Origin of the sequence: Rickettsiella endosymbiont of Dermanyssus gallinae (assembly GCF_019285595.1) — a bacterium.
Lineage (GTDB): Bacteria > Pseudomonadota > Gammaproteobacteria > Diplorickettsiales > Diplorickettsiaceae > Rickettsiella_B.
This window is the reverse complement of sequence record NZ_CP079094.1, coordinates 1,243,400-1,256,612: the sequence shown is the minus strand read 5'-3', so window position 1 is coordinate 1,256,612 and position 13,213 is coordinate 1,243,400. Positions and strand designations below refer to the sequence as shown.

The window sequence follows — 13,213 nt, the reverse complement described above, 5'->3', positions numbered from 1 at the left end:
TTTATGTAATAGGAAGTTTTTTTGAAAAATAAAGTTGCAGTTGTGGGTGCTGGCATCATTGGAATAACCAATGCGGTTTGTCTTCTGCAGGAAGGCTTCTCAGTTACCGTGTTTACCAAAGATAACCCACTGGAAACAAATTCGGATGCGGCGGTTGCTACATGGTATACACCTGATAATTCTAAACCGATGTTACAAAAATATTGTTTAGAAAGTTTAACTAAGTTTTATGAATTAATAGAATTTGAACCTTCTTGTGGCGTAAAAAAAATTCCAGTGATCCTTTATTTTAAAGGGGAAGAAGATTTTATAAACAGTGTTTGGGCAAAAGAACCCCTTAAAACATTAGTTAATCTTAGTGATCCGCCTGCCAAGCAAGCAAAAATACCAGGATTTCCCTTCTCGGTGCTTGTGCATAATCCTCTTATAGACCCTACTATTTATCGACCCTATATGCTGAAAAAATTTAAAGCATTAGGTGGAGAGCTTAAAATAGAAAAAATTGATTCCCTAACAGAATTGACTGATTTATATGACGTTGTTGTGAATAGTGCAGGGTGGGAAGCTAAATATCTAACCCATGATCCTCTGATATATCCAGCTCGAGGCCAGACCGAAACGATAAAAATACCTCAAGATTTAGGAGCTAGTTATTCTCTAAACGTTGAAGCAATGGATGCTTATGTTGTTTTTCGCCCTTTGAGTGAGGATTGTGTCATTGGGACAACCTATCAAGTAGGTGATTCTGACAGAGCAGTAAGAGAGAGTGATAAAAAAGCAATTTTTCAAAAAGTTTCTGCTTTTTTTCCTTACGTTAAAGATAAGAGTATTGAAGCAACCTCAAAAACGGGTATTCGTTGTGGAAGATCTGAAGTACGGATAGAGGGAGAAGAAGTAAATAATACTCATGGTAAGCAATCACTTATTGTGCATTGCTATGGACATGGCGGCACGGGGTATAGCGCTTCATGGGGTAGTGCGGATGAAGTTTTGAAGCATTGTAAGCCGTTTACTCCAAGTATGAGGCCAACTTTACGATAAATTAATTTTATGGAATCAAAATACGAATTTAAAAAAATAACAGATCTTTTAAAATCCGATGATGAAGATATTAAGCAACAGCTTATAATTCCTGGATTATTTCTTATGGTTTTTGAGAGCTTTAAGAAATATGTTGTATCTACGGTGGATGAATTTTTTTCAGATCCTGAATACAACACAAGTTCCTTTGTTCGGAAGCGAGGCGCTGAATTTAAAGAAATAATAAAAAATTTTGGAAAAAGGAAAAATAAAGCTCAACATAAAGATAGTACTTTTCGAGGCGCATTACATTTTTTTAGTGATCTTGATGCGATAACCAGTGAGGAAGTAAATGAAATTGAACGACTTTCTCTTGTTAGAAATGATGTAGGGCATGAATTGTTTAATATCATTGTAGATGATCGAAAACCTATTATAATATTTGAAAATATAGATACTATAATGGGCTTATATTCTAAGATTCATAAATGGTATATTAAAGAAATAGAAGCAGAAATTAACCCTTTATTTATTGAAAACAAAGACAATATTGATTTTGAAAATGTTACTTTGTTTGAAATAGAGTTATTAAAAATAATAATATCGAAAGCATTGTTAACAAAAAAAGAAAGAGAAGAAGTGAATTTACCCTGATAGATAATTTCAGTTATATCGATCTACTATCAAAATAAATATCTGCTATTTCCACAAATCTTGCTGAGTTAGTGCTCCGTTTTAGCTGGATAACAATCGGAATAATGGATTGAATATAGGTGCGTAGGTTTTCTTCAGTTGAAGATGAGTGCGCTTGCTGCATCATAAAAACGAGCTGATCAAAACAACCTTTCGGGGTATCGGCATGCACTGTGCTGATACTGCCAGGATGGCCACTATTTGCAGCTCTCAGAAACGACCACGCTTCGGTGCCCCGTAATTCGGAAAGCAGAATCCGATCAGGTCTTAAGCGTAAACAGGCTTTAAATAGTTTTTCTACCGTGATGGTTTCATCGTCTTCATTAAACAATAAATGTACAGCATTAGGCTGATTAACTTTAACCTCGCGCGTATCTTCTAGGGTGATCAACCGCGCTGTCTCAGGAATCAGTTTTAAACACGCATTCAGAAAGGTTGTTTTACCTGTGCCAGTTCCACCACTAATGATCATATTCTTTTTAGCTTTTATGGCTACTTCCAGAAAACCAAAAATATCTTTCTTGGCATGCAATGATTTTAGTAAATTTGTTGTTTGTGCATATGTACTCTCGTTTGCAGCGGCATATTGGTCAAAAACCCCGCTTTTCTGATAATCCTCTAAACTCATATCACGCCGTGAATGACAGCGAATGGAAAAGATAACCTTATTTTTTTCACAAGCAGGTGACATAACACATTGCACACGTTGACCTGTGGGTAAATAACCGGAAAGCAAAGGATTGGGAAACTGCTTATGATTAAATTCTGTAATCAGGTTTGCTAAGGTTTCAAGATAACCGAGTTCAAGTGGTTCACTGGTGTACCGAGTAAACTTCCCCTTTTCTTCAACAAATATCGCACCTGGTTGATTAATGCACACTTCAGTAACACCGTTAGTTTGCAAATAGGGTTGTAACGGCGCTAAGTATTTTTCTAGGGCTTTAATCGACATATGTTTTTTTTGTTAAAAAATATTCATTTTAGAAGTGGCCGTTTGATTCACCGCACTAAAATCGAGATCGTGTGCCACAAATACTTGAATAGGACTACCTTGATTAACCCATAGGGTAGGTGGAATCATACCGGCCTGTAGTGTCTGCTGAGCTGTTTGGTTAAAACTATTGGCTATGGCCATACGATAAGCCTGTGAAGCGTTATAAGACGCATTACTATCTACACCGACATTCGATGTGCCTACACCTAAGATAGAAAGCAATGCCGTTGTACCAAACTGTTGCCAGAAATGATGATTAATGGTGTCTGCTGACATGCCCGCCATCCCGAGCGAATCCACACCAGGCGAAGCTAGATTTAAGCTAATACCGTCTGGTGTCATTAAACGTGTCCACACCACAAAAACTCGTGATTGACCTTGTAATATGCCACTTTTATATTGACCGACTAAGCGACTGCCTGGCGGTATTAACACCTGTGATCCATCTTCGGCATAAACCGGCTGATCAATGGTTGCTCTTAAACTCCCTGGCAGATCAGAATTAATTGCAGTCTCTAAAATGGCATGGATCATGTGACCTTCAGCAATTAACTGATTTAAAGCACCCATCTTCGTTACTTTAACACGTTGATTAGAAACGGTACTAGTTTGTTGTAAAAATTGACGGTTAGCATCCATTTCACCCGTATTCACTGTTTTATCGGTGTTGACCGTGTGATTATCATTACTCTTGTTTGCTTGACTCAATAACATCATCGGTGCGGATAAACGCTGTTGTAATTCTTTTTGCTTTTCCTCTAATAAAGCGAGTTGTTGTTCTGATAATGGCTTTGTTTCGGGTGAATCTGATTTTTCTCTTGGTTTTTTTTGTTGGGTACTCGGCGTGGTATAGCTTTCCTCTACCGAAAACTCGCTTTTAGACGTTGTTTTTTTAGAGTTAAAATAGAAGTGTGTTACTAATAGCAATAATAGCCCACCGAGAATAACGAGTAGTACCCGTTTTTTACCCGCTGGCTCTGCAATCTCGGGTAACCCCTCAGAGGAGGGTGTTTGTGATGTTGGTTTTACCATTGTGCTTCCTATTGCCAATCGCCTAGAAGGGCATCGTTATAGACGCTGGTCACATAACGCCCACTGCGTAAGGTAAATTGCTCGGCAGTGGTATTAACCACCACATAGTTTCCTTTCACGTGATAATTAACGAGCGTCTCTTTACGTTTTTTATCCACTACAAAAATAGCCGGTAAACTACTTTTGAAACGAAAATAGGTAAACTGACCATTGCAATCAAAGGCTTCAATCGGTGCTAAACGTTGATCGCCAGTAAAACTATATTTCCAGTTGATTTGGGTAGGATCACAAGTACCAATCGCATTACTTTTTCCACGGTTATCATAACCGGCCGTCGGATAATTAAATTTTAATTGATAGGTTGGTGAGATCTTTGCATCGTTGGCATCTAATTGAAAGTTATAGCTATTGGCACTGGTTAATACGGTCATACGATGAGACAGGAAAGCATTGTGAAAGCAATGCGAAGTCGAAGAGCCCGCGATAGGCGTGCGTTGACGGGCGAAGCAGGAAACGCATAACGCCGTAAAGTCATTTGTGGGAGGCACGGGCATGAACTCCGAAGGAGTGAGTGCGTGCCGGACGCAGGACGTATCGCGGCCTAATTTCAGTCGCGTCATGCGAACGAATTTCGGGGACACGATGGCCGAAATTCTTCGGGAGCATAGCGACTCACTTGTTGGTTTTAGAGGCTGCCGTCGGTTTGATAAACAAATTGTTTTTAACTGGTACCGCTTGCCAGGCTAAGCTATCGCCAATGGAGATATTTTGTACTTCCTCATCCGGCGCGAAAACAATTTGTGTTTGGTAACCATACGCGCCATGAATCATCACTACATTATTGGGATCATAATTGACTGTTTTTACATGCCTGTCTGCGGCAACAGGCCGAGGCAATAAAGCCGCCTGTACAAAATTCATATGCCCCATCACGAGTGAGACAAAAACAAACAGATTTATTTTTTTATTCATATTATTTCCCTTCTTCATGGCTTAAATTAACCGGCGTTACTTGATAGTACGTCACGGTAAATCCGAGTGGATTTCTATCTAATTGAGTTTGCGTGGCGGTAATCGATTGATATTGCCATTTTACAATCGCTTCCTCATGGGCAATCTGCTGCGTATTAGCGGATTTATCACGTAATTGCTTTTCAAAACGAATAGCCGCGGTATTGTCATTCAAACGAGAGACTGATACTACGCGCACTCTTATGGCTTTATCTTTACCATATTTGTGATAAGGCGATGTGGTAACCTGACTATCTACTTCCATCTCATATTGTTTACGGATAGTAGGGTTTGATTGTGTCCAGGCTAATTGATAGGGCACTTCTAAATTGTCACTGTCATAGCTTTCACGATTCATCACATAATGAATCAGGAAATAACGCGTCATTTGCCAATTAGCGCTTAGGTGTGAGGGTTCTAATTCGCCGAGTTTAGTTATTTCACCCGTCGCGTTATTAAATGCATAGAGATAGGGGATTTTTTGTTTAAGTGGCACTAAACAAACCAGCGTGAGGAGTGCCAGTAACAAGGATAGTAATAAGCCCACATTAGCTATCAGTGAATAACGCAACCAAACACTTTTACGTTGATAGATATCGTAGCGCCAATCTGCTGCCGTTTGGTAATGCGCTTCTTTCACATTATTGTTAACGTCGTTTGCCTGACTCATTGTTCTTTACCGTTTTTGTTGTTTTAGAAAAATGATTAATTATTTTTTCCTTGTTGTACCGCCTCATTAATTGTGGATTGTTTTTGCGCAGCGGCGCGGTTTGCGAATGAATTTCTCGCATATTTGAACCCTTGGCTGGCTAAGTGCGCCGCCGTATTGATACCACTGCTTGTTAAAGCGGATTTCACCATACCGCCGACTTGGTTTAATGCCGCTAAAGTAAGACCGCCACTTAAACTACTGGCTATGGATAGACTTTGTTTTAATAGAAACGCGGTGATGAGCGATAATCCACCAAAAAGTCCCACTGTAAAAAAATTAGGTTTGCCGACCGAGGCTTCATAGGATAAATCTGGTAGTACCAAATTGATAATCGACAACATCAAGACCAGAATGCTGGTGGTTACAATGGGTACCAGTGAAAAATTAAATAATTTTCTTAACCAACTCACAAACCAACCGCGTGTGGATTCAAACAGGATAAAGGTTAAAAACAGTGGTCCTAAAGCCAAGGCAATCGCCATCGCTAATTTGGTGTAAATTAACAAGCCTAATGCAGATATACAGCATAAAAAAGTAAAGGCCATAACAAAAATACCACAGAAAAAAAGATAGAATCCTTTGCTAAACATAACCGTTGCTGCTTCCATCCCCGCACTAAAGACTTGATTCAATCCTTGTGCAATCGTTTCATCAGGCATTTGATAAGGCTTCTGACTAATGATTTGTGCAATATAATTCGGTTCGTTGGTAAAAATATTGTAGATGAGCAAGTGGTACAGAGACCAATTCGTACATAAACTACAAACGACTAATAAAACGATTAAATGTCGACTAATCGTCATCAGATCCGCGCTCAAGGTGTGTGTGGCAAAGCGATAACCCAGTAACACAATATAGAGCGTACTTAATGCGACCAACGTGTTGCTATAGTGTTGTACCCATTGCTCATACGTTGTTTGTACAAAGTAACCAATTACATCATCGACTGCTGCGAGTGTATCGGTAATAAAACTTTGTACAAAAAGCATTACCATTCCATTTTAGCCCAAGCATCTTCCTCTCTGGTTGCGCTGACTTTTTTCCAAAAGGCGGGATCTCTAAAATTCGCTAATGTCGCGGAGGGTGCAATAAATTTCGCCTTCATTAATTGTTGATAATATTTTTGCGTCCATTCGGTACATAACTTTTTTAATTCCCCGCCGTTCTGATCGCCACTATAGTAAGCAGCACACTTATCAATAGGAAAATTCGGTGCCCTGACAAAAAAACTTCTTTTCATAAAAGCAATGTCTTGATCATTCACCAGCGGATTTTTTTTATGACATCCGACTAAAAATAAACTAGCCAACATAACGATGGCTGCAATAAACGTATAATAGTTTTCATTGATCATGTGGTTACTCCTTACCCAAAATTAATTTTTGTCTTTAGAACGATAGGATCGTGCGGTGCATGTAAAGGTTCAGTTGAACAACTCACCAGAAAGGCGCCTAGTAATAACATTAATGCCACATACGGTGCTAGTTTTTGCATGGTCATACTCCTTGGTATTTACCTCAGGGATGTCAAAAAATGCGCATTTTGAAGGTCAAGGTTAACCTCGGCTTGCGCATTAATCGCATGTTGTTGATTCATCAATGCTAATTGACGCAACACTTCAATCTGAATTAAGTTATTTTCGACAGTAAGACGGTTTTCTAAATCAACCGCTTCTTTTAAGGTGCTGGTTGTGCCAATCTGTGAACGCAATTCGTTTGCGTAGTTAATTTGTTCTTGAATTTTATCATAGCTGAGCTGACTTGCCGCTCTTGTGACTAAAGCGGTTTTTGCTCTTAAGCTGTAGAAGCTTTGATCGGATCGATTCGGATTTACTCGATTGTAAAGCGCCATGGCAGATGGAAATTCTCTTGCTAATAAACGTAGTACGACGCCTAACTGTCCATCATTACCACCGTGCGTCACTAGATTTAAAAGTGAACTCCAACGATCAGCTTGCAATCCCCAGGACTGAAAATCATTAAAGCGCCAATTTCCCCATTCAGAGCGCCCCGATACCGCTTGTTGTATCTGGCGATTTAATCGTGAAATCGTCGATTGAATATCCGCCATCTGCATTTGATATCCTTCGATCTGTGCTGCAATATGTAATAAGCCGCTAATAAAGGGATCGGCGTAACTGGTTAATGGAAAAAATATCAACCAGCTTAATAGTATAATTTTAACCCGCATGTGATTTTCTCCGCTGATGGAAAATCGGTAGCCAAATGTTTGGATCATTGCCGACTTCAGCACGAATGATATCGAGGAGAGCGATGGTTTCAGTGCGCCCTGAAATGATAGCAATTTCATCATCCATATGTTGTAGATTGGCTCTTAAGACGACCGATGTTTTACCTCGGCCATAGTTCAGTAGAAAATAATGGCTATCATTGGGTAAGGTTTTAATCAGTTCAAATTCGCGGTCGCTTAAACCGAAATGCTCAATATACGTTTTTCGATCCGCCATCGGATTGGGAAAAAAGATCTTACACGCCGCCGCTTCGTTAATAGCGGCCTGATTTGCAGATGAGGTAGTATCAAAAGCAGCTTGTGTTGCCAGGCCAAAACAATTATTTTTCTTGCGCGGTGTTCGAGATAAATCATTGATAATGTTTTTAAAATAATCATCTTGTAAGGCCAACCAGGCTTCATCAAGAAAGATAAGGCCACGTTGACCTTCCAGTTGTTGACTAAAGCGATGTAATAAATACATCAAGGTCGGTGTTTTGCAGGATTCGTCTTTTAGAATATGGCTTAAATCTAAACCAATAACATCAGATTCGTAACGCTGCTGTTCAAAACAATCCTGTTGATTATCAAATAACCAGCTATTTTCACGGTCACTGTGCCATGACTCAAAGCGTGCGCGCAGTGATCCTTTACTATTTTTACCGAAGAACGGTGCAATATGACAAAACTGTCTTTCGCTCGGATCCAAACGATACAGGCCAGTAATGGTTTCTTCTATCACTTTGATATCGGATTCATCTAATGGCTTCGTAGGATATTTTAAAAGTTGTTTAAAGAGTTGTAATAGGAAGGTACGATTTTCTGAAGTATCCGCTAATTGGCAGGGATTAAACCCCGTGGCAATGCTAGGTTTTAAAACTTCATAAGTCCCACTCAAAGCCCTGACTAAGATTTCCAATCCGCGATCTTTATCAAAGATCACACGTTTGCCGCCAAACTTCATACTCTGTGCAATCAGAAATCCAACCAGTACGGTTTTACCACTGCCGGTGGCACCGACCACCATAAAGTTACCGACATCTCTATCATGAAAATTAAAATAATACGGACTACCGGATAAGGTTTCTAATACCGTGACCGCATTACCCCAGAAATTATGTTCACGTTGGCCAGAAGGGGAGTCATGCAAGCTCGCAAAGGCGGCGATATTTTTAGTAGAGATATCGGCTTCTCTGACAATGTAACCAAAATTACCTGGTAACTGCGCCCAGAAGCCACACTCACAACCTACATCCTCTCGAACACACACGATATCGCGATCGGATAACAAGGCGATGATTTCGCCCACGTGTTGGTTTAATTGTTCTAAGGTTTCTGCATAGCACACTAAACTAAAATGATGTTTGCCATAATTCACTTCACCACTGGCGGTATCATCAAAAGACTCATCAATTTGTTCGGTTTGTCGTACAGATTCTTCTTTGGTTTGCTGCATATCATGCTGCTGATCACGTAAACGTGCTTTGGCAAGATAGCGGTCATAAAATCTAAAAGACTGCGTTAGCGTATATTCCATCCGTAGCGAATTAAGACCGTCTAATAATCCTTGATAAGTCATTGCTGGATACGCTTTAATCGAAATAACCGCAGCAAATTGCTTCAACTGATCACTAGTGCGATATTCAATCGTGCCAGTATGTCGATTAAAAAATAATCGTTTCCTCGGTAAATACGTGCAAGCATCCTGTTTGAGTAAAGGGATAGACAGCTTATCCCCATTGATCAATTGATCGATAAACGTTAAAGGCGCAGAAAATGTAATGCCATTGTTTTGATAAACACCCAATAATTTAGGTTGATAATCCGATAAGGTTTGTAATACTTTTTGAGTGACGGCCACTAAGGCTTCGTATGTTTTAAGTAATTGTTGTTGCTGTGCAAATTTATCGGCTTGATGGTTTAGTTTTTTAAACCAATTAAAACTTTGATTTAAAATACCTTCAGCCGGTTTTGTGACGATACCAATGTACATGTCATTCTGAAACATAGGGCGCTGCTGAATTTTTTGACGATATTTTTCATTGAGTTGCTGTGCAAAGCCTGACTGAAACTCTCCCGCAGGGAAAGCGATGGTTTGACGGCACACTGTCCAAAAATAAATCGCATATTCAGAGGAAAAACTTTTTAACAAACTATTTCGGCGATTTTTATAGGCATCTAAGGTGGCTTCACTGTGTGTGAGGCCATCAATGCCTGACAGTTGAATGATCTGAATGAGTTTGCCACTTTTATCAATCAACGTGTCATCGTTATAGTGCCCTATAATATTAATGTGTCGTGAAGCATTAGCTTCGTTTCTGAGTCGTCGGTTTGATGGGTTATGTCCAAGCTTTCTTATTTTAGACAGCATGTTTTATCCAGGCTGATAACTATTCGTGCCGCCCCAAAAGCCACTGTTTAAAACAGGCGGCGTTTGCGTAAAATACTTCAACCATAATTGAAAAAATTGTAAATCCTTCATCGCTAACCGAAATAAAATCAGGTGTATGGCACCAAACAAAGGAATACCCATTAAGGTATGAAGATCAATACAAACCATCATGTTTACCGCTACATTAGCGAAAAACAAACGTAGTGGAATGCCCATAAATACCGGTGGTCGTGTTAATGCCAATGCTAAGGCGTCAACTTCGATCGGATAATTTTTCACAGTCATTCCTTGTTATCGTTTTTATTAAAAAATGAGGCCATGTATTGTGCTTGCAATACCACTGGCGCCAAATATAACGGCGATACCGATTAAGGTTTGTATAAAATATTTCCACTCGATGCGATGGCTAACACATAACAATCCGACAGCAATAATAGATATTGTTGCAACAGCCAGTCCCGTGCCGCCATACATGAAATCAATAACCCAATTTAAACCTTGACTCACCGGTGTTTCACCACCATAGGCCCATGACAATGAAGGGAAAAATAAGGAAAGACCCATTGTTAAATAAATCAGTTGAAATCTTCTTTTTTTCCCTTTTCTTAATGTCATATTTTTAATAAAAAGTGAGGAATTTAATAAAGATATTATAACTTATTTTTTATTAAAAAACACTATAAAAATAGATATTTTTTAATTATTTTGTAAAAATAATCTTTACTTTTTTATGTTGAAATTTGTTCACTTTACTAATGTAAAACGCTTCGCCAGATTGTAATTCTTGTTTAATGGAATCAGGGTGAATAATGAAGGATTTATTACGCTTTACACTACCCATTCCGGTTGAATTGTCCTCGCTAATCTGAGCAGTAACGTCAAATCCATCTTCGGTGCCAACCCAGCTCGCAACACTCTCCGCACTTTCATGATCATTCAATCGATGACAAATTAACGTATTCACACAATTTAATAGTTGATTACCAAAATTATCATCGACACGTTTTAAATCGGCTAAACCCTGGGTACCAAAAATAGCGTGAATGCCTTTGCCACGTCCCATATTCACGAGGTTTAACACTTGTTCGCCGGCAAAGACAGAGAACTCGTCAAATACCGTAAAAATACGCTGCTTGGTTTCTAAGCGATCAATGACTGCTTTGATATCATTGATGATTAATTTACCTAGAACCTTCGCAAAGCTGGGAAAACGTAAGGCGGGTAGGGCAAAATACACTACGCTGTTGGTTTGAATGATTTCTTCTAAATTAAAGGTATTATCCGTTTTTTCAAAAAAAGCACCGAGTTCAGAATGGATTAATAAATTCAAATGCGCCTGTAATCCCGTAATATCTTTCGCATCATACTGTTGTAAACGGAGTACACGGCTTTTAAGTGTTTCATTGGTGATGCCGCGCGTTTTAAGCGCCAACTCTCGAAAATCTAAACAATTAACAACGGTTTTTAAATCAAAGGGTTTGTTCAAATGTAACAGCACTTCAAACGTAGTTTGTAAGTAATCTTCAGCAATCGAACGGTAATAATCGTTTTCCCACTGATCTTTAAGGCTGATTAATTTATCTTTAAGCTCAGTATAACCGCCGTGCGCTAAGGGATCATAGTGGTGATTGTCTGCGCAGTTAAAGCCATAGAAAGTACGTCTGTGCTCCTGTGATTTTTTCTGTAGCCAGGCGACATTTTCTTCGGTGGGTTTACCATCGATAATAATCAAGGGATACGCTTGTTGCACAGCGCGTTGATAAAAGCGTCGCAAAGTAACCGTTTTACCACCGCCTGTGGTGCCCAATACCAAGAGCATCTGATTGATAGCGCTGTCAGGTACAACAATCGCTTCTTGCGCGTCAGAGAAGCCTAAAAGCGTTCCTTCTTGGACTTGTTTGTTCGGTTTAAGAAAATATTTTTTCCAATTTAACGTATGCTGCTTCGATGAGGATTCCATGCCCCTTTGAATGGCCTTCAATTCCCATTCGTGTGTAGAGTTCGGAATCCATTCTGTCATGCCAAATAAGCCCGCAAACAGGAAGGGAAAGCCAAGCGCATAATCAATTCCCTGTTGATAAATAAACCTTAATGCCGCGCTAAAACCGCGACTAAACACTATTTTCCAAAATGTCAGATTTTGCTCAAAGCAGGCGTGCATCAATTCAAAAAATGATAAGCTAAAATGTGATTGCCATTCGATGAAGAAACTACTGGCGAGTGCCAACACTATACCCACTAAAAGTATCAACCAAACGGAATAACGAAATACTCGGATTAAGATAAGAAAAAGTAAAAGACCAAGCAAAGCTACTAAGCTTTGCCATAAACAACAAAGCGCAATTAATAACCATTGAATAATTTCGCGTGGATGCTCCAGGAAACCACTATCCTGCATGGATATCCGCGTTGATAGGATTTTTTTCTAAAAATGGTTTTAGTGCATGAATTTTGACAAAGGGCATCGCTTTTGCAGCTTCTTTCAATCGAGGCACCATCGATTCATGACAAAAATACCAAACTTCTTGTAAGGTAAATTGGGTCGCATAGGTTTTTAGGATGTCATCTAAACGTTGTCTGCTTTTAGAGGAAAGTTCTACTTCAATAGCCACCTGTTTTCCATCGGGAAACATTAATATCCCATCCGGTAAATGGCCTTCTTTGCCCACACCTAGTTTACATTTCTCATGCTTTAGTTTTCGTTCGCTAATCCAAGTGGCATCCGGATAAATTGTCATTAACTTAATATGAAGATTTATTACCATGCGATCATGGTAATAATTTGCAAAGTTAAGTTGGCGCATGTGTGGTAATGGCGTGAAACGTGCGCCAGCCGGCGTTAAGCGAAATACTCCATGTTTCATATGCCAAATTCGTTCATGTTGTAACAAATTATGGCGGACTAGTTTACTGAGTAATTGGTAATTACGGGGTTTTCGCAAAGAAAAGCGTTGGTTGATCTGCGGCATTTCACAGAAACCAAATTCATTGATAAATTTTAAAATTTCTACATCACGTGATGTTAATTTCAAAAAAGAATTATCCTAATTACTTTTATATAAATAATGGATACTCTTTTAATGAAAATCAAGTGATATTGAAGCAAAAAATAGTTAAAAAAGTTATCCAT

The 13,213-nt window shown here is 39.1% G+C and carries 16 protein-coding genes; 2 read left to right on the top strand and 14 right to left on the bottom strand.

The genetic code is table 11. The annotated features are described in order from the left end of the window. Positions 1-21 precede the first annotated feature (21 nt). Together KX723_RS06380 and KX723_RS06375 are read left to right on the top strand one after the other, a co-directional pair. Positions 22-1,041 carry an FAD-dependent oxidoreductase gene (locus KX723_RS06380; protein ID WP_218813565.1) on the top strand — a complete coding sequence of 340 codons (1,020 nt, stop codon included), beginning with the start codon at positions 22-24 and terminating at the stop codon, positions 1,039-1,041. Positions 1,042-1,050: 9 nt separating this feature from the next. Beyond that, the gene (locus KX723_RS06375; RefSeq protein WP_218813564.1) at positions 1,051-1,674 is read left to right on the top strand and encodes a hypothetical protein; all 624 of its coding nucleotides are present in this window, start codon (positions 1,051-1,053) and stop codon (positions 1,672-1,674) included. A gap of 13 nt (positions 1,675-1,687) precedes the next feature. On the opposite strand, the gene virB11 is transcribed toward KX723_RS06375, so the two are convergent. From virB11 to KX723_RS06310, 14 genes are all read right to left on the bottom strand, one after another. Then, positions 1,688-2,665 carry a P-type DNA transfer ATPase VirB11 gene (gene virB11, locus KX723_RS06370; protein ID WP_218813563.1) on the bottom strand — a complete coding sequence of 326 codons (978 nt, stop codon included), beginning with the start codon at positions 2,663-2,665 and terminating at the stop codon, positions 1,688-1,690. 12 nt (positions 2,666-2,677) lie between these two features. Next, positions 2,678-3,739 (bottom strand): TraB/TrbI/VirB10 family type IV secretion system protein, encoded by a 1,062-nt coding sequence (locus KX723_RS06365; RefSeq protein ID WP_218813562.1) that lies wholly within the window; start codon positions 3,737-3,739, stop codon positions 2,678-2,680. Between the two features lie 8 nt (positions 3,740-3,747). Next, complete coding sequence (locus tag KX723_RS06360; RefSeq protein ID WP_218813561.1) at positions 3,748-4,287, bottom strand: TrbG/VirB9 family P-type conjugative transfer protein; 540 nt, start codon at positions 4,285-4,287, stop codon at positions 3,748-3,750. Between the two features lie 124 nt (positions 4,288-4,411). After that, on the bottom strand, positions 4,412-4,711 hold the full coding sequence (locus KX723_RS06355; protein ID WP_218813560.1) for a TrbG/VirB9 family P-type conjugative transfer protein: 300 nt from the start codon (positions 4,709-4,711) through the stop codon (positions 4,412-4,414). A gap of 1 nt (position 4,712) precedes the next feature. Further along, positions 4,713-5,420: a VirB8 family type IV secretion system protein gene (locus KX723_RS06350; RefSeq protein WP_218813559.1), complete on the bottom strand. Its 708-nt coding sequence runs from the start codon at positions 5,418-5,420 to the stop codon at positions 4,713-4,715. 35 nt (positions 5,421-5,455) lie between these two features. After that, positions 5,456-6,451: a TrbL/VirB6 family protein gene (locus tag KX723_RS06345; protein WP_218813558.1), complete on the bottom strand. Its 996-nt coding sequence runs from the start codon at positions 6,449-6,451 to the stop codon at positions 5,456-5,458. Next, entirely contained in the window at positions 6,451-6,816 is a 366-nt protein-coding gene (locus KX723_RS06340; protein ID WP_218813557.1) for a hypothetical protein, read from the bottom strand. The genes KX723_RS06345 and KX723_RS06340 overlap by 1 nt, the downstream gene beginning before the upstream one ends. An 11-nt stretch (positions 6,817-6,827) precedes the next feature. Further along, positions 6,828-6,956: a hypothetical protein gene (locus KX723_RS09760; protein WP_281421128.1), complete on the bottom strand. Its 129-nt coding sequence runs from the start codon at positions 6,954-6,956 to the stop codon at positions 6,828-6,830. Between the two features lie 18 nt (positions 6,957-6,974). Beyond that, entirely contained in the window at positions 6,975-7,652 is a 678-nt protein-coding gene (locus KX723_RS06335; protein WP_218813556.1) for a type IV secretion system protein, read from the bottom strand. Next, on the bottom strand, positions 7,642-10,062 hold the full coding sequence (locus tag KX723_RS06330) for a VirB4 family type IV secretion/conjugal transfer ATPase (protein ID WP_218813555.1): 2,421 nt from the start codon (positions 10,060-10,062) through the stop codon (positions 7,642-7,644). Before KX723_RS06330 ends, KX723_RS06335 begins: the two co-directional genes overlap by 11 nt. Before the next feature lie 3 nt (positions 10,063-10,065). After that, on the bottom strand, positions 10,066-10,362 hold the full coding sequence (locus KX723_RS06325; protein WP_218813554.1) for a VirB3 family type IV secretion system protein: 297 nt from the start codon (positions 10,360-10,362) through the stop codon (positions 10,066-10,068). Positions 10,363-10,386: 24 nt separating this feature from the next. Then, a complete protein-coding gene (locus tag KX723_RS06320; protein ID WP_218813553.1) occupies positions 10,387-10,698 on the bottom strand; it encodes a TrbC/VirB2 family protein in 312 nt (103 codons plus the stop codon). An 85-nt stretch (positions 10,699-10,783) separates the two neighbouring features. Beyond that, positions 10,784-12,481, bottom strand: a complete 1,698-nt coding sequence (locus KX723_RS06315; RefSeq protein WP_218813552.1) for a type IV secretory system conjugative DNA transfer family protein — start codon at positions 12,479-12,481, stop codon at positions 10,784-10,786. Further along, positions 12,471-13,115 (bottom strand): hypothetical protein, encoded by a 645-nt coding sequence (locus KX723_RS06310; protein ID WP_218813551.1) that lies wholly within the window; start codon positions 13,113-13,115, stop codon positions 12,471-12,473. The genes KX723_RS06315 and KX723_RS06310 overlap by 11 nt, the downstream gene beginning before the upstream one ends. Positions 13,116-13,213: the final 98 nt, after the last annotated feature.

Excerpts from the sequence above, each read along its gene's own strand:
- KX723_RS06375 (WP_218813564.1), top strand. The coding sequence starts at position 1,051 with ATGGAATCAAAATACGAATTTAAAAAAATAACAGATCTTTTAAAATCC.
- virB11 (WP_218813563.1), bottom strand. The coding sequence starts at position 2,665 with ATGTCGATTAAAGCCCTAGAAAAATACTTAGCGCCGTTACAACCCTAT.
- KX723_RS06365 (WP_218813562.1), bottom strand. The coding sequence starts at position 3,739 with ATGGTAAAACCAACATCACAAACACCCTCCTCTGAGGGGTTACCCGAG.
- KX723_RS06355 (WP_218813560.1), bottom strand. The coding sequence starts at position 4,711 with ATGAATAAAAAAATAAATCTGTTTGTTTTTGTCTCACTCGTGATGGGG.
- KX723_RS06350 (WP_218813559.1), bottom strand. The coding sequence starts at position 5,420 with ATGAGTCAGGCAAACGACGTTAACAATAATGTGAAAGAAGCGCATTAC.
- KX723_RS06345 (WP_218813558.1), bottom strand. The coding sequence starts at position 6,451 with ATGCTTTTTGTACAAAGTTTTATTACCGATACACTCGCAGCAGTCGAT.
- KX723_RS06340 (WP_218813557.1), bottom strand. The coding sequence starts at position 6,816 with ATGATCAATGAAAACTATTATACGTTTATTGCAGCCATCGTTATGTTG.
- KX723_RS09760 (WP_281421128.1), bottom strand. The coding sequence starts at position 6,956 with ATGCAAAAACTAGCACCGTATGTGGCATTAATGTTATTACTAGGCGCC.
- KX723_RS06335 (WP_218813556.1), bottom strand. The coding sequence starts at position 7,652 with ATGCGGGTTAAAATTATACTATTAAGCTGGTTGATATTTTTTCCATTA.
- KX723_RS06330 (WP_218813555.1), bottom strand. The coding sequence starts at position 10,062 with ATGCTGTCTAAAATAAGAAAGCTTGGACATAACCCATCAAACCGACGA.
- KX723_RS06320 (WP_218813553.1), bottom strand. The coding sequence starts at position 10,698 with ATGACATTAAGAAAAGGGAAAAAAAGAAGATTTCAACTGATTTATTTA.
- KX723_RS06315 (WP_218813552.1), bottom strand. The coding sequence starts at position 12,481 with ATGCAGGATAGTGGTTTCCTGGAGCATCCACGCGAAATTATTCAATGG.